Origin of the sequence: Cellulomonas sp. PSBB021, assembly GCF_002240455.1 — a bacterium.
GTDB classification, from domain to species: Bacteria; Actinomycetota; Actinomycetes; order Actinomycetales; family Cellulomonadaceae; genus Cellulomonas; species Cellulomonas uda.
On record NZ_CP021430.1, the window covers coordinates 805,470 to 821,502 of the forward strand.

Below are 16,033 nucleotides of genomic sequence, written 5' to 3' on the forward strand. Positions count from 1 at the left end.
TGCTGCCTGGTGCGGTGGTGGGTCTGGCACGCTGTTGGGTCCTGAGGGAACAGCCGGTTGGTTGTTGTCTCGGGGTCGTGCTCCTGGCCGGGTCCCTTGTGTGGGGTCCGGGTCGGGGGTGGTGGCCTTCGGGTCGTCACTGGTCGCGTACCGCGTCGCCTTCGGGTGGTGGCTGGCGGACTGGGTGTGGCGGGTCGGTCGTTGCTTGAGAACTGCACAGTGGACGCGAGCATCTTTGTAAAGTCTTTGTGGTCAAGTTTATAAGGGCACAGGGTGGATGCCTTGGCACTAGGAGCCGATGAAGGACGTTGTAGCCTGCGATAAGCCTCGGGGAGTTGGCAAACGAACCGTGATCCGAGGATCTCCGAATGGGGAAACCCCGCCGCAGTCATGTGCGGTGACCCACACCTGAATATATAGGGTGCGTGGAGGGAACGCCGGGAAGTGAAACATCTCAGTACCGGCAGGAAGAGATATTCCGTGAGTAGTGGCGAGCGAAAGCGGATCAGGCCAAACCGATCGCGTGTTCAAGCCGGCAGGCGTTGCGCGTTCGGGGTTGTGGGACCTTTCAGTCAGGACTGCCGTCCTGGCAGGGAGTCAGAAAGTCGCGTCATAGTCGAAGGGCATTGAAAGGCCCGGCACAGAGGGTGGTACCCCCGTAGACGAAATGGCGTGGCCTCCCGAGAGGGATCCCAAGTAGCTCCGGGCCCGAGAAACCTGGAGTGAATCTGCACAGACCACTGTGTAAGCCTAAATACTACCTAGTGACCGATAGCGGACAAGTACCGTGAGGGAAAGGTGAAAAGTACCCCGGGAGGGGAGTGAAATAGTACCTGAAACCGTGTGCCTACAATCCGTCGGAGCCTCCCTAGCAGGGGTGACGGCGTGCCTTTTGAAGAATGAGCCTGCGAGTTAGTGGTACGTGGCGAGGTTAACCCGTGTGGGGAAGCCGTAGCGAAAGCGAGTCCGAATAGGGCGTTCATAGTCGCGTGCTCTAGACCCGAAGCGAAGTGATCTAGCCATGGGCAGGTTGAAGCGCGGGTAAGACCGCGTGGAGGACCGAACCCACCTGGGTTGAAAACCGGGGGGATGACCTGTGGTTAGGGGTGAAAGGCCAATCAAACTTCGTGATAGCTGGTTCTCCCCGAAATGCATTTAGGTGCAGCGTCACGCGTTTCTTGCCGGAGGTAGAGCTACTGGATAGCCGATGGGCCCCACCAGGTTACTGACGTTAGCCAAACTCCGAATGCCGGTAAGCCAGAGCGTGGCAGTGAGACTGCGGGGGATAAGCTCCGTAGTCGAGAGGGAAACAGCCCAGACCACCAGCTAAGGCCCCTAAGCGTGTGCTAAGTGGGAAAGGATGTGGAGTTGCACAGACAACCAGGAGGTTGGCTTAGAAGCAGCCACCCTTGAAAGAGTGCGTAATAGCTCACTGGTCAAGTGATTCCGCGCCGACAATGTAGCGGGGCTCAAGCACACCGCCGAAGCTGTGGCATTCACACTTTCGACAAGCCTTCGTGGTTCAGTCGTGTGGATGGGTAGGGGAGCGTCGTGTGGCGGGTGAAGCAGCGGGGTAACCCAGTTGTGGACGCCACACGAGTGAGAATGCAGGCATGAGTAGCGAATGACGGGTGAGAAACCCGTCCGCCGAATGACCAAGGGTTCCAGGGCCAGGCTAATCCGCCCTGGGTAAGTCGGGACCTAAGGCGAGGCCGACAGGCGTAGTCGATGGACAACGGGTTGATATTCCCGTACCGGCGAAGGACCGCCCATACCGAGCCCGGTGATGCTAACCGTCCGAGCCTGTGCACCGTGGCCTTCGGGCCGCACCGCACAGGGGAGCACGGGACCCGAACCGGTAGTAGGTAAGCGTATTAACAGGGGTGACGCAGGAAGGTAGCCAAGCGTGGCGATGGTTGTCCACGTCCAAGGTCGTAGGGCGAGGTGTAGGCAAATCCGCACCTCATGAAGCCTGAGAGCTGACGGTGACCGCGATAGCGGGAATCTGGTGATCCTATGCTGCCTAGAAAAGCCTCGACGCGAGGTCCTAGCCGCCCGTACCCCAAACCGACTCAGGTGGTCAGGTAGAGAATACCAAGGCGATCGAGCGAATCGTGGTTAAGGAACTCGGCAAAATGCCCCGTAACTTCGGGAGAAGGGGGGCCTGAAGCGTGAACCGACTTGCTCGGGGAGCGTGGAGGGCCGCAGAGACCAGGGAGAAGCGACTGTTTACTAAAAACACAGGTCCGTGCGAAGTCGCAAGACGATGTATACGGACTGACGCCTGCCCGGTGCTGGAAGGTTAAGAGGACGGGTCAGCCGCAAGGCGAAGCTCAGAATTTAAGCCCCAGTAAACGGCGGTGGTAACTATAACCATCCTAAGGTAGCGAAATTCCTTGTCGGGTAAGTTCCGACCTGCACGAATGGCGTAACGACTTCTCCGCTGTCTCAACCGCGAACTCGGCGAAATTGCACTACGAGTAAAGATGCTCGTTACGCGCAGCAGGACGGAAAGACCCCGGGACCTTTACTATAGCTTGGTATTGGTGTTCGGTGCGGCTTGTGTAGGATAGGTGGGAGACTGTGAAGCCGGCACGCCAGTGTCGGTGGAGTCATCGTTGAAATACCACTCTGGTCGCTCTGGATATCTAACCTCGGTCCGTGATCCGGACCAGGGACAGTGCCTGGTGGGTAGTTTAACTGGGGCGGTTGCCTCCTAAAATGTAACGGAGGCGCTCAAAGGTTCCCTCAGCCTGGTTGGCAATCAGGTGGCGAGTGCAAGTGCACAAGGGAGCTTGACTGTGAGACAGACATGTCGAGCAGGGACGAAAGTCGGAACTAGTGATCCGGCGGTGGCTTGTGGAAGCGCCGTCGCTCAACGGATAAAAGGTACCCGGGGATAACAGGCTGATCTTGCCCAAGAGTCCATATCGACGGCATGGTTTGGCACCTCGATGTCGGCTCGTCGCATCCTGGGGCTGGAGTAGGTCCCAAGGGTTGGGCTGTTCGCCCATTAAAGCGGTACGCGAGCTGGGTTTAGAACGTCGTGAGACAGTTCGGTCCCTATCCGCTGCGCGCGCAGGAAACTTGAGAAGGGCTGTCCCTAGTACGAGAGGACCGGGACGGACGAACCTCTGGTGTGCCAGTTGTTCCGCCAGGAGCACGGCTGGTTAGCTACGTTCGGAAGGGATAACCGCTGAAAGCATCTAAGCGGGAAGCCTGCTTCAAGATGAGGTTTCCACGCCCCTCGGGGCGAGAGGCTCCCAGCTAGAACACTGGGTCGATAGGCCGGATGTGGAAGGCAGGACTAACGACTGCCGCAGCTGACCGGTACTAATCAGCCGACAACTTCACCACAACTTTCATTGCTACGCGTCCACTGTGCGGTTCCCGAGAAACGAACGACACCGTTCGGCTCCGGTCGAACCAGTCCCGTTCACAACTCGACAACGTTACGGCGGTCATAGCGAAGGGGAAACGCCCGGTCCCATTCCGAACCCGGAAGCTAAGCCCTTCAGCGCCGATGGTACTGCACTCGCCAGGGTGTGGGAGAGTAGGACGCCGCCGGACACCATTCAGAAGAAGCCACCCCACACGGGGTGGCTTCTTCTGTTTTCCGGAGTCGCGCTCGACCGCGCCGTGCTCTGGAGCGACCCCCGTTTTGCGGGGCGGCTCCGCGTTCGCCACAGGGCATCGGTGGCGGCGGACCGCCGCGACACGGCGCCGGGCGGACGTGACGGACGTGTGGTCGGTCTGGCTCGGGGCGCTGGGGTGTGCCGGACCGCGTGCGTCGGGTGGTGAGCACGGGTGCGGGTTCGGCGGGTGTGCGGAGCGGATGAGACGATGTCCGCCGAGGACGAGGAGACTCTCAGATGAACAGCGACGAAGCGGGTCGGCGCGCGAAGCGCGGCTCGAGCCAGGCTGGCGGATCCCGCGGCGCGGCCGGCGGTCGCGCCGGCGGCCAGGGCGGGCAGGCGCAGGGCCGCGGGCGCGGTGCGTTCGGCGGCGCGGGCGGTGGTGCGGCGAGCGGTCGGGGTGCCACGGGTGGCGCGCCGAGCGGTTGGGCCACGGGCGGGCAGCGCGGCTCTCGTCCGGCGCCGGACGGGCGCGGTGAGCGCGGCGGTGCGTCGTACGGCCGTTCGTCGTCGGACCGTTCGTCGGCGGGGCGTCCGTCGGCAGGCCGTCCGTCGTCGGACCGGTCGTCCAGCCGGTCGTCCTCCGCCGGTTCCTGGTCGGACCGCTCGTCCGGCAGGCCGTCGTCCGATCGTCCGTGGTCGGACCGGTCGTCGTCCGACCGTTTCTCCTCGGGGCGTTCCTCGAGCGAGCGTTCGGCCCCCGGCGCGGCATCTGCGGGACGTTCGACGGGCGGGGACCGCGGCGGGCAGCGCTGGAGCTCGTCCGGAGGTCCCGGCCGGGCGACGACGGGCGGCTCGGCGTCACGGGGTGACGCCGGCGCGAGCCGGGGTCGCCCGTTCGTCGCTGGAGAACGGTCGCGGCGTGCGGACTGGTCCGGTGACGCCGGGCGCGCTCAGGGAGGGCGCGGTGCGCAGGGCGGCCGTGACGAGTCCCGCGGACGTGGCGGCGCTCGGCCGACGCAGTCCGGCTACGGCGCTCGTTCGGGCGGCCGCCCGGACGGCGTCGGCGCCACCGGTGCGGCATTCGAGCGACCCTCGTGGTCGCGTGGTAGCGGTCGGCGCGACGAGCCGACGGGCGACCGACGGACCTACGACGACCGGGGCGCTCGAGGTGATCGTCCCGGCCGCGACGATCGCCGTGGCTCGTGGGACCGTCGGGACGACCGTGCCGCGGGCGCGGGCCGTCCCTCCCGCGGTGAGCGGCCCGCGTACGGTGAGCGACCCGCATACGGTGACCGCCCGGCGTACGGCGAGCGACCCGTGGACGGTGACCGGCCGGCATACGGGAAGCGACCCGCATACGGCGGGCGTCCGGAGCGGGGTGGGCGTCCCACGTCCGGTGGGCGGCCCTCTCAGGGGGGTCGGCCCGGTGGTGCGCGCCCTGCGGCCGGTGGCGGAGGCGGTGCGGGCCGCGGAGGGTACCGGCCGGACGAGCGGACGGGCCGCGCGGAGGGTGAGCAGCGGTCGGGGCAGGCGTCCGGGCGCACGTTCGGCGAGCGTCCCGATCGCGGTGGCCGTCCGGAGCGCGGTGGCCGTCCGGACGGCGCCGACCGCGGACGTGACGTCCGTGGGCAGGATCGCGGCGAGCGGCGCAGCGGGAGCGGCTACGGCCGGACCGGCGACCGGTTCGACCGCGGGGTCCGTCCGCAGCGCGGTGGCGACCGGACGTTCGGTGGCCGCTCGGAGCGCGACGACGCACGACGTCCGACGCGCCCCCCGCAGGACCAGCGCGTGGCGGGCCCGCAGATCCCCGAGGACGTCGTCTTCGGCGACCTCGACAGGGCCGCGCGTGCGCCTCTGCGGACGCTCTCCAAGGACAACGCGAACATCGTCGGCCGTCACCTCGTGATGGTGGGGCGGCTCCTGGACACGGACCCCGAGCTCGCGTACGAGCACGCTCAGGCGGCCGTTCGCCGGGGTGGCCGGGTGGACATCGTGCGCGAGGCGGCCGGCTTGGCGGCGTACCGCACCGGGCGCTACGCGGAGGCGCTGCGTGAGCTGCGCACCGTGCGCCGCCTCAACGGCTCGTCGGAGCACCTGCCGGTCATGGCGGACTGCGAACGTGGGCTCGGACGTCCGGAGCGGGCGCTCGCCCTGGCGCAGTCGCCCGAGGCGGAGTCGCTCGACCCCGAGGCGCGGGTGGAGCTCGCGATCGTGGTCAGCGGCGCCCGGATCGACCTGGGCGAGGCGGAGGCCGCGGTCGCCGTCCTCGGCACGCCCGAGGTGCGCGCGGCCGCCGGTGAGCTGGCGGTGCGCGTCGCCGTCGCGCGGGCAGCGGCGCTCGAGGCCGCGGGACGCGCCGACGAGGCGGGCGCGGAGCTCGCGCGGTTCAGCGCCGCGCAGGTCTCCGCGGTGACGCAGGGGCTGGCGGACGACGAGGACGACATCGTCGTGTTCGACGTCGAGGAGGACCTCGACGACGTCCCCTCCGACGAGGATGCGCGCGACTCGCGGGACTTTGCGCAGGCGGCGGACGAGCGAGAGCACGTCCCGGACGAGGACGTCCCCGGTGACGAGGACGCGGCCGGCGTCCCGGCCGGAGACGAGGACGCGGGCGCATGAACGGCGGACTGATCGCCGCCCCGGTGCCGCCGGCGCGGGCGTACGACCTCGCGCTCGTCGATCTCGACGGCGTCGCGTACCGCGGGCACGAGCCGATCGAGCACGCCTCCGACGGGCTCACGGCCGCGCGTGACGCGGGGATGCGGCTGGTCTTCGTGACGAACAACGCCTCGCGTGAGCCGGAGTCGGTCGCGGACCAGCTCAGCGGGCTGGGAATCCCGACCACGCCCGGTGAGGTCATGACGGCGGCGCAGGCGGCCGCGCAGCTCCTGCGGTCGCGCCTGGAGCGTGGCGCCCGGGTGCTCGTGGTCGGTGGCGCCGGGCTGCGCACGGCGGTGCGGCAGGCGGGCTTCGAGGTCGTGGAGTCGGCGGACGACGAGCCGGTCGCCGTCGCCCAGGGCTTCGCGCCCGAGGTCGGCTGGACGCAGCTCGCGGAGGCCGCGTACGCGATCGAGCGCGGGGCGTGGCACGTCGCGTCGAACCTGGACCTGAGCCTGCCGACCGCGCGCGGCTTCGCACCGGGCAACGGCTCGCTCGTCGGCGCGGTCCGGGCCGCGACGGGCGTCGCGCCCGACAGCGCGGGCAAGCCGTCGCCGACGATGTACCACATGGCTGTCGAGCGGGCGGGGGCGCGGCAGGCGCTCGTCGTCGGTGACCGGCTCGACACCGATCTCGCGGGAGCGCGCTCCGGCGGGTTCGTCGGGCTGCACGTGCTGACGGGGGTCAGCTCGGCGCGCGACGACGTGCTCGCGCACCCGGGCGAGCGGCCGCACCTCATCGGGGCGGACCTGCGGGCGCTGCACGAGACGCACCCGGCCCCTGAGCTCGGCGGCGACGGGTGGTGGACGTGCCGCGAGGCCGCCGCGCGCGTGGTCGACGGTCGGCTCGAGCTCGGGCGTGGTGGGTCGACCTCGGACGTCGACCCGCTCGACCAGGTGCGAGCGGCGTGCGCCGCGGCGTGGGCGGCGGTCGACGGCGGGGACGAGCTCGACGCGTCGTCGGTGCCCGAGCTCGGTCCCTCGGCCGTCTGACGCGTCGCGAGCTGCCTCTCGACGGCGGTGCGGTCACCTGTGGGTCATGCCGGTGGTGCGTCGGCGCGGGCAGGTAGCGTGGTGCAGCGGCCTCGGCCGGGACACATGACGGACCACGAGCGGACGGAGGTCGACGTGGGCGACGACGAGCGTGGGGTACCGACGCCCGCGCGTCTGGCGGCGCGTGTGGCGCCGCCCACCGTCGGGCTGACGGCTGCAGGAGCGGGCCCCGCGGCTCCCGCGGGCAGCGCGCCGTCCGGGGGGTCCGCCGACGAGGCGCTCCCGGCGAGCGACGTCCCGGTGAGCGAGGTCCCGGTGAGCGAGGTCCCGGCCGGTGCGACGCCGGCTGGCGTGGTCCCGACGGGCCACGTGACGGGTGACGCCGCTGTCGACGAGGCGCTGCGCGTCCTCGACGGCCTCGCGGAGCGACCGCTCGTCGAGCACGTCGCCGCGTTCGACGCGGTCCACTCCGCGCTCCAGGACCGGCTCGCCGAGTCGCAGGGCTGACCGCGTGACCACCCGACTCGACACCGAGCTCGTGCGTCGCGGCCTGGCCCGGTCGCGCCGCCACGCGGGTGAGCTGATCGCGGCGGGCCGCGTCAGCGTCGACGGCCGGCCGGTCCAGCGCAGCGCGACGCAGGTCGACCCCGCGCGCGGGGTCACGGTCACGCTGGACGACGACGACCCGGGGTACGCCTCGCGCGCGGGACATAAGCTCGCGGGCGCTCTCGACGCGCTCCCGCAGCTCGTCGTCGCGGGGCGGCACTGCCTCGACGCGGGCGCGAGCACGGGCGGGTTCACTGACGTCCTGCTGCGGCGCGGCGCGCGCACGGTGTGCGCGGTCGACGTCGGACACGACCAGCTCGTCGACCGGCTGCGCGACGACCCACGCGTCGACGTGCGCGAAGGCGTCAACGTCCGCGGTCTCGCTGCGGGGGACGTCGACCCGGCACCGGGCCTCGTCGTCGCGGACCTGTCGTTCATCTCGCTGCCCCTCGTGCTGCCGGCGCTCGCCGCCGTCGCCGCGCCGGCCGCCGACCTGCTGGTCATGGTCAAGCCGCAGTTCGAGGTCGGCCGTGAGCGGCTCGGCTCGGGCGGCGTGGTGCGCGACGCCCGGCTGCGCGCGGAGGCCGTCGTGTCCGTGGCGCACGCGGCGGCGGCACTCGGCCTCGGGGTGCGCGCCGTGGTCACGAGCCCGCTGCCCGGACCGAGCGGCAATGTCGAGTACTTCCTGTGGTTGCGGGCCGAGGTCTCGCCGCAGGTCCCCACCGAGCAGATCGAGCGCGTCGTCAGCGGCGGGCTCCCAGGAGGTGCGCTGTGACGCGTCGTGCCCTGATCGTCACGCACCGCGGCCGCCTGGAGGCGGTGAGCGCCACCCGCGAGGCCGTCCGGGTGCTCGAGGGCGCCGGCATCGAGCCGGTGCTCGCCTCCGAGGAGACCGTGGCGGCGGACCTGCCCGACTTCGAGCTCGCGGTCGTGCTCGGTGGCGACGGGACGATCCTGCGCGCCGCGGAGCTGACGCGTGGCACGGGTGTGCCGCTGCTCGGCGTCAACCTGGGGCACGTGGGCTTCCTCGCGGAGAGCGAGCGGGACGACGTGGGCGAGGCGGTCCGGCGGCTCACGGAGGGTGACTTCGACGTCGAGGAGCGCGTGACGCTGCGCGTGCGCGTGCTGCTCCCCGGCGGCGACGTGGTCGAGGACTGGGCGCTCAACGAGGCGGCGCTCGAGAAGGCGGAGCGTTCGCGGATCCTCGAGGTCGCGGTCGAGGTCGACGGACGCCCGCTGTCGAGCTTCGGCTGCGACGGCATGGTCGCCGCGACGGCGACGGGCTCCACCGCGCACGCGTTCTCCGCGGGCGGCCCGGTGGTGTGGCCCGACGTGGACGGCATGATCCTCGTGCCCATCTCGGCGCACGCGCTGTTCGCCCGCCCGCTCGTCGTCGGCCCGGGGAGCCGTCTCGCGCTCGAGGTGCTCGAGCGCTCGCCCGCGCCGGGACAGCTCACGTGCGACGGGCGTCGGACGGTCGAGGTGCCGCAGGGCGCGCGCGTCGAGGTGACGCGCAGCGACGTGCCGGTGCGCCTCGCACGGCTGAGCCCGGCGCCGTTCACCACCCGGCTCGTCCAGAAGTTCGCGCTCCCGGTCACGGGTTGGCGGGGTCTCGCCGCGGCTCGCCGTGACGGCGACGTGCCGCAGGACGGTGGTGCAGGGTGATCGAGGAGATCCGGATCAGCGACCTGGGCGTGATCGGCGCCGCGGACGTGCGGCTCGGCCGCGGCCTGACGGTGCTCACGGGGGAGACCGGCGCGGGCAAGACGATGGTGCTCACGGCGCTGGCGCTGCTGCTCGGCGGCAAGGCCGACCCGGCGACGGTGCGGACCGGCGCGAGCGGTGCCGCCGTCGAGGGCCGTGTGGTGCTCGCGGCCGGTCACCCGGCGCTCGAGCGCGCGGCCGAGGCGGGCGGCGCGGTGGACGACGACGGCAGCCTCCTGCTCGTGCGCACCGTGGGCGCTGCGGGTGAGGCCGGCTCGGGTCGTTCCCGAGCGTTCGTCGGAGGACGCTCGGTGCCGCAGGCAGTGCTTGCCGAGCTCGCGGAGACGCTCGTGACGGTGCACGGGCAGGCGGACCAGGCGCGGCTGCGCTCACCCGCGCACCAGCGGGCCGCGCTCGACGAGTTCGCCGGCCCGGACCACGCACGGACGCTGCGCGCGTACCGCGACGCGTGGGCCGAGCGGGCGCGCGTGCGCACCGAGCGCGCCGAGCTCGTCGAGCGGGCCCAGGACCGCTCACGTGAGGCGGAGCTGCTCAGGCTCGGGCTCGCGGAGGTCGAACGTGTCGACCCGCAGCCCGGCGAGGACGTCGAGCTCGGCGCCGAGGAGGGGCGCCTCGCGCACGCGGAGGAGCTGCGCGTCGCGGCCGTGACCGCGCACGACGCGCTCGCGGGTGACCCGGACAGCGGCAGCGGGCTCGTGAGCGCCGCCGACCTCGTGGAGCAGGCGCGACGAGCGCTCGAGCACGTCGGGACGCACGACCCGGCCCTGGCCGAGCTCGCGACGCGCGTCGGCGAGGCGGGCTACGTGCTCGCTGACGCGGCAGCCGAGCTCGTGTCGTACGCGTCCGACCTGCAGGCGGACCCGCGACGGCTCGAGGTGGTCAACCAGCGGCGCGCCGAGCTCGCGACGCTCACCCGCGCGTACGGCAAGGACGTGGCCGAGGTGCTCGAGTGGTCACGCACCGCGAGCCTGCGCCTGCTCGAGCTCGAGGGCGGGGACCAGCGGATCGAGGAGCTCGACGTGCGGCTCGCGGAGCTGGACGCGCGGCTCACCGAGCTCGCGGGTGCCGTGTCGGCCGCACGCTCGGCCGCGGCCGAGCGGCTCGCGAAGACGGTGTCCGCCGAGCTCGCCGGCCTCGCCATGGCGGGCGCGCGCGTCGAGGTCGTCGTGCAGCCCGCGGCCGAGCCGGGGCCGCACGGGGCGGACGACGTCGAGATGCTGCTCGTGCCGCACGCCGGTGCGCCCGCACGGCCGCTCGGCAAGGGCGCGTCGGGCGGTGAGCTGTCGCGCGTCATGCTCGCGCTGGAGGTCGCGCTCGCGGAGCGCGCGGGCGCGGACCGGCCCGCGACGTTCGTGTTCGACGAGGTCGACGCGGGCGTCGGCGGCAAGGCCGCCGTCGAGGTCGGACGGCGGCTCGCCGCGCTCGCGCGCGACGCCCAGGTGCTCGTCGTCACGCACCTCGCACAGGTCGCGGCGTTCGCGGACCACCACCTCGTCGTGTCGAAGTCGACCCGGGGTGGGGTCGACGTCGTCACCGCGTCGGACGTGAGGTCCGTCACGGACGACGAGCGTGTCCGCGAGCTCGCACGCATGCTGAGCGGTCAGGACGACTCGGACTCGGCACGCGCGCACGCAGCGGAGCTCCTGGAGCTGTCGGGCATGGGACGATGAACCACGATGAGAGCCACTCTGCGTCGTCGTCGTCCGCCCGCGCCTGAACCCGGGGTCGCCGGGCCCGCCCGTGTCGATCGTCGGACCAAGTCGCTGACCAAGCGTCTGCGGCCCGGCGACATCGCCGTCATCGACCACGAGGACCTCGACCGTGTGTCGGCCGAGGCGCTCGTCGCGTGCCAGCCGGCGGCGGTGCTCAACGCGGCGCGGTCCACCTCGGGCCGGTACCCCAACCTCGGCCCGGAGATCCTCGTCGAGGCGGGCATCCCGCTGGTCGACGACCTCGGTCCCGACGTCATGGGCATCACCGAGGGCCACCACGTCCGCATCCTCGACGGGGCCGTGCACGACGGCGGCACGCTCGTCGCCGAGGGGGTCGAGCAGACCACGGCGAGCGTCGCGCTCGCGATGGAGGAGGCGCGCGCCGGCCTCTCCGTGCAGCTCGAGTCGTTCGCCGCGAACACGATGGACTACCTGCGCCGCGAGCGGGACCTGCTCCTCGACGGCGTCGGCGTGCCGGACATCGACACGCGGATCGACGGCCGCCAGGTGCTCATCGTCGTGCGCGGGTACCACTACAAGGAGGACCTCGTCACGCTGCGCCCGTACATCCGTGAGTACCGCCCGGTGCTCATCGGCGTGGACGGTGGCGCCGACGCGATCCTCGAGGCCGGCTGGCGGCCCGACATGATCGTCGGCGACATGGACTCCGTCTCCGACCGTGCGCTGGCGTGCGGTGCCGAGGTCGTCGTCCACGCGTACCGCGACGGGCGTGCGCCCGGGATCGCGCGGGTCGAGCAGCTCGGGGTGCCGCACGTCGTGTTCCCGGCGACGGGCACCAGCGAGGACGTCGCGATGCTGCTCGCCGACGACAAGGGCGCCGAGCTGATCGTCGCGGTCGGCACGCACGCGACGCTCGTCGAGTTCCTCGACAAGGGACGCTCCGGCATGGCCAGCACGTTCCTCACGCGACTGCGCGTCGGCGGCAAGCTCGTCGACGCGAAGGGCGTCTCGCGCCTGTACCGCCAGCGCATCTCGAACCTGCAGCTCACGCTCCTGGTGCTCGCGGGCCTGCTCGCCCTCGGCGTCGCGCTCGCCTCCACGGAGGCCGGCCAGACGTTCTTCGGCCTCGTGGGTGCGCGCGTCGACGACTTCACCTCGTGGGTCCGCGGCCTGTTCTCAGGCGCCGCATGAGCACCCACGCCACCCCGGGCACGACCCACGGAGAGACCGCCTCGTGATCGACTTCCGCTACCACCTCGTCTCGCTGATCTCGGTGTTCCTCGCGCTCGCCGTGGGCATCGCGCTCGGCGCCGGACCGCTCAAGGAGACCATCGGCGACACGCTGACCGGTCAGGTCGACCAGCTGCGCACCGAGAAGGACGAGCTGCGCACGCAGCTCGACGAGACCTCGGGCGACCTCGCGGACGCGCGCGCCTTCGTCGACGCGTCCGGCTCCGCCCTCCTGGACGGTGCGCTCGAGGAGCGTCGCGTCGCGGTCGTCGCGCTCGGCGACGTCCCCGAGGCCGAGCGCACCGCCGTCGACGACCGGCTCGCGCAGTCGGGTGCCGAGGTCACGGCGCACGTGGCGCTCACGGACGCGTGGTTCGACCCGGACCTGCGCTCGTACCGCAACGCCCTGGTCGGCCTCGTGCTGGAGAACCTCGACCCCGCACCCGCCGACGACGCGACGCTCGACGAGCAGCTCGCGCAGGCGCTGGTGCAGGGGCTCACGGGTGCCGACCCGGCCTCGCCCGACGCGCTGACCGCGGACGCCGCGAACGTGCTGGCGATCCTGTCGGAGGGTGACAACCCCATGATCACGCTCGCGGACCCGGTCACGACCGGTGCCGATGCGGTCGTCGTCCTCGCGGTCCCGGTCGAGCCCGCGTCCGCGGGCACCGCGGCCACCCCGACCACCGAGGCGGACGCCGCCTCCACCGACGCGCACGTCGCGGTGCTGCGGGCGGCCCAGGAGCAGTCCGAGGGCTCCGTGCTGGTCGACGGCCCGCGTGGCGCGGGCAGCCTCGTCGACGTGGTGCTCGCCGACGAGGCGCTCGCGTCGCGGCTGGCGACCGTCTCCGGCGCCGAGCTCGTGACCGGCCAGGTCACGGTGCCGCTCGCGCTCGCCGCGCGCATCTCGGGCACGATCGGGCACTACGGGTTCGGCGACGACGAGACCCCGCTGCCCGCGGCGGTCACGCTCCCGCCCGTCGACCGCACACCGGTCGTCGACCCGGAGCAGGGCACCGGTGACCCGACGAGCGCGGCCACCACGCCCGCGGGAACGGGCGGATGAGCGTCACGCGGCGCCTCGTCGCCGCGGCGGCGGCACGGACCGTCACCGCGGTGGTGCGGGCCGTGCTCGAGGAGCACGCGCCCGGCGGACAGCAGCGCTGGCTGCGGACCAACCACCGCGGTGAGCCCGTCAGCATGCTCGAGGGCCCGGCCGTCGCGGCGGGTGTCCTCGCCGGCGCGCTCGTCGCGCCGGGCCGCGCGGCGGCGGCCACCGTGGTCGCGACGGCGACGGGTGCGGCGTTCGGGATCGTCGACGACCTGGCGGAGGACGTCGAGGACCGGCGCAAGGGCCTGCGCGGTCACATCGGCGCGCTCGCGCAGGGCCGCGTCACGACCGGCGGTCTCAAGGTCCTCGGCATCGGCGCGGGGGCGCTCGTGACCGCGGCGATCGCCACACCGCGGACCTCGCCCTCGGGCGCACGTCGCGGGCTGCTCGGCTGGGGGGCCGACGTCGCGCTGTCGGGGGCCCTCGTCGCGACGAGCGCGAACCTCGTCAACCTGCTCGACCTGCGCCCCGGGCGCGCGCTCAAGGCGAGCACGGTCGCCGCGCTGCCGCTCGTCGTCGGACCCGGCGCCGGCGCCGTGCCTGCGGCGTCGGTCGTGGGCGCCTCGGCGGCAGCCGCGGGTGCGGATCTCGCGGAGACCGACATGCTCGGCGACGGCGGCGCGAACGCGCTCGGTGCCGCTCTCGGTGCGGCGGTCGTGCTCAGCGCACCTCGCCCGGTGCGCCTCGCGGCGCTGGCCGCCACGGTCGGCCTGACGCTCGCCAGCGAGAAGGTGAGCTTCACGACCGTCATCGAGTCGACGCCCGTGCTGCGCGACGTCGACCGCTGGGGCCGTCGTCCGGTGCACGCGCCGGCCGACCCGCCGGGCGACGAGGGGTGAGCCCTCAGGTCCGCCGCGCGCTCGGCGGGCTCGCCGGGGCCGCGGCCATGATCGCCGCGGTCACGGTGCTCTCACGGCTCCTGGGCTTCGCGCGCTGGCTCCTGCAGGCCTCGCAGGTCGGCGACGGGGCGATCGGGGACGCGTACAACTCCGCCAACCTGCTGCCGAACGTCCTGTTCGAGGTCGCCGCGGGTGGCGCGCTCGCGGGCGCGCTCATCCCGTTGCTCGCCGCGCCGATCGCGCGCGGTGACCGCCGCGAGGTCGAGCGCACGGCGTCGGGTGCCCTGGGCTGGACCCTGCTCGTGCTCGGCCCGCTCGCGCTGCTGCTCGCGGCCCTCGCGTCGCCCGTGGCGCAGTCCCTCGCGCACACGCCGGACCAGGTCGCCCTCATCCGGTTCTTCATCCTGGTGTTCGCCGTGCAGGTGCCGATGTACGGCGTGGCCGTCCTGCTGTACGCGGTGCTGCAGGCGCACAAGCGCTTCTTCTGGCCCGCGTTCGCGCCCGTCATCTCCTCGCTCGTCGTCATGGCGACCTACCTGGTCTACGGGGCGCTCGCGGACGGCGAGCGCTCCGACCCCGACGCGCTCGCGGCGGGTGCGCTCGACGCGCTCGCGTGGGGCACCACGCTGGGCGTCGCCGCGATGTGCCTGCCGATGTTCGTGCCCGTGCACCGGCTCGGCGTGCGGCTGCGCGTCTCCCTGCGATTCCCCGAGGGCGTCGGACCGCGGCTGCTGCGGCTCGCGCTCGCGGGCGTCGGGTCCGTCGCGGCGCAGCAGCTCGCGCTGCTCGTCGTCATGCGCGTCGCCTGGTGGCAGCCGTACGCCGAGGTCGGCACGTTCACGCGGTTCCTCTACACCCAGCAGGTTTACCTGCTGCCGTACGCGGTGCTCGTGGTCCCGCTCGCCACGTCGACGTTCCCGCGTCTGGCGGCGCGCGCGTCGGCGGGCGACCGTGCGGGCTTCGCGACGATGGCCGCGGTCACCACGCGCGCGGTGCTCGTCGCGGCAGGCGTGGGTGTCGCGGTCGTCGTGGCCGCAGCGCCCGCGGTCGCGACGGTGTTCGCGCACATCGCGGGGAACGCCGCGATCGCCGGCCAGATGGGCCTCGCGCTGACCTGGATGATGCCGGGGCTCGCGGGGTTCGCCCTGCTGTTCCACGTCTCGCGGTCGCTGTACGCCCTCGAGCGCGGGCGCGCGGCCGCGGCCGCGAACGTCCTCGGCTGGGGGACCGTGGCGCTCGCCGCTGTCGTCCTGGTCCGTCTGCGCCTGCCGGACGGTGGCGCGGTCGTCTCGATCGCGGCCGCGAGCACGGTCGGCATGCTCGTCGCCGGTGCGACCGCGCTGGTCCTGCTGCGTCGCGCCGCCGGGCCGGGCGCACTGCTCGGTCTCGCCCGCACGACCGCGGTCCTCGTGGCGGGGGTGGGTGTCGCTGCGGTCGTCGGGCGATGGGTCGCCGACGCGGTGCAGGACGTCGCGGGCCACGGCGTGTGGACCGCGCTGGGTGCCGGCGCCGGGGGAGCCACGCTTGCGCTCGCGGTCGTCGCGGCGGTCGTCGGGCTCGCGGACCGGTCCACGGTGCTCGGGGTGCTGCGCGCGGACCGCTCGGCGGCCCCGGCCGCGCAGTGGTCCGACTCACCGCGTGCCGGGGGCTCCGGCGGCGGGGACGTCGGGTAGGCTGGAAT

Annotated in this window: 10 protein-coding genes and 2 rRNA genes; all 12 read left to right on the forward strand. The window is 72.3% G+C overall.

The features are described from left to right. Positions 1-250 precede the first annotated feature (250 nt). Positions 251-3,357: ribosomal RNA gene (locus CBP52_RS03630) — 23S ribosomal RNA — on the forward strand. Between the two features lie 96 nt (positions 3,358-3,453). Next, positions 3,454-3,570: ribosomal RNA gene (gene rrf / locus CBP52_RS03635) — 5S ribosomal RNA — on the forward strand. Between the two features lie 1,796 nt (positions 3,571-5,366). Continuing rightward, on the forward strand, positions 5,367-6,197 hold the full coding sequence (locus tag CBP52_RS03645; protein WP_232514643.1) for a hypothetical protein: 831 nt from the start codon (positions 5,367-5,369) through the stop codon (positions 6,195-6,197). Beyond that, on the forward strand, positions 6,194-7,228 hold the full coding sequence (locus tag CBP52_RS03650; protein WP_094179863.1) for an HAD-IIA family hydrolase: 1,035 nt from the start codon (positions 6,194-6,196) through the stop codon (positions 7,226-7,228). The genes CBP52_RS03645 and CBP52_RS03650 overlap by 4 nt, the downstream gene beginning before the upstream one ends. Positions 7,229-7,333: 105 nt before the next feature. Further along, the gene (locus tag CBP52_RS03655) at positions 7,334-7,735 is read left to right on the forward strand and encodes a hypothetical protein (RefSeq protein ID WP_094179864.1); all 402 of its coding nucleotides are present in this window, start codon (positions 7,334-7,336) and stop codon (positions 7,733-7,735) included. A 4-nt stretch (positions 7,736-7,739) separates the two neighbouring features. After that, on the forward strand, positions 7,740-8,549 hold the full coding sequence (locus tag CBP52_RS03660; RefSeq protein WP_094179865.1) for a TlyA family RNA methyltransferase: 810 nt from the start codon (positions 7,740-7,742) through the stop codon (positions 8,547-8,549). Beyond that, complete coding sequence (locus CBP52_RS03665) at positions 8,546-9,439, forward strand: NAD kinase (RefSeq protein WP_094179866.1); 894 nt, start codon at positions 8,546-8,548, stop codon at positions 9,437-9,439. The genes CBP52_RS03660 and CBP52_RS03665 overlap by 4 nt, the downstream gene beginning before the upstream one ends. Beyond that, on the forward strand, positions 9,436-11,169 hold the full coding sequence (gene recN, locus CBP52_RS03670; protein WP_094179867.1) for a DNA repair protein RecN: 1,734 nt from the start codon (positions 9,436-9,438) through the stop codon (positions 11,167-11,169). Before CBP52_RS03665 ends, recN begins: the two co-directional genes overlap by 4 nt. 6 nt (positions 11,170-11,175) lie before the next feature. Beyond that, positions 11,176-12,363: a putative cytokinetic ring protein SteA gene (steA, locus tag CBP52_RS03675; RefSeq protein WP_094179868.1), complete on the forward strand. Its 1,188-nt coding sequence runs from the start codon at positions 11,176-11,178 to the stop codon at positions 12,361-12,363. Positions 12,364-12,406: 43 nt separating this feature from the next. After that, positions 12,407-13,468, forward strand: a complete 1,062-nt coding sequence (locus CBP52_RS03680) for a copper transporter (protein ID WP_094179869.1) — start codon at positions 12,407-12,409, stop codon at positions 13,466-13,468. Further along, positions 13,465-14,352: a hypothetical protein gene (locus CBP52_RS03685; protein WP_094179870.1), complete on the forward strand. Its 888-nt coding sequence runs from the start codon at positions 13,465-13,467 to the stop codon at positions 14,350-14,352. Before CBP52_RS03680 ends, CBP52_RS03685 begins: the two co-directional genes overlap by 4 nt. Beyond that, positions 14,349-16,025, forward strand: coding sequence for a murein biosynthesis integral membrane protein MurJ (gene murJ, locus CBP52_RS03690; protein ID WP_094179871.1), 1,677 nt, complete (start codon positions 14,349-14,351; stop codon positions 16,023-16,025). Before CBP52_RS03685 ends, murJ begins: the two co-directional genes overlap by 4 nt. Positions 16,026-16,033 lie beyond the last annotated feature (8 nt).

What these genes read in the sequence shown, in the direction of transcription:
- CBP52_RS03650 (WP_094179863.1), top strand. Translation starts at nt 6,194, where the DNA reads ATGAACGGCGGACTGATCGCCGCCCCGGTGCCGCCGGCGCGGGCGTAC.
- steA (WP_094179868.1), top strand. Translation starts at nt 11,176, where the DNA reads ATGAGAGCCACTCTGCGTCGTCGTCGTCCGCCCGCGCCTGAACCCGGG.
- CBP52_RS03655 (WP_094179864.1), top strand. Translation starts at nt 7,334, where the DNA reads ATGACGGACCACGAGCGGACGGAGGTCGACGTGGGCGACGACGAGCGT.
- CBP52_RS03685 (WP_094179870.1), top strand. Translation starts at nt 13,465, where the DNA reads ATGAGCGTCACGCGGCGCCTCGTCGCCGCGGCGGCGGCACGGACCGTC.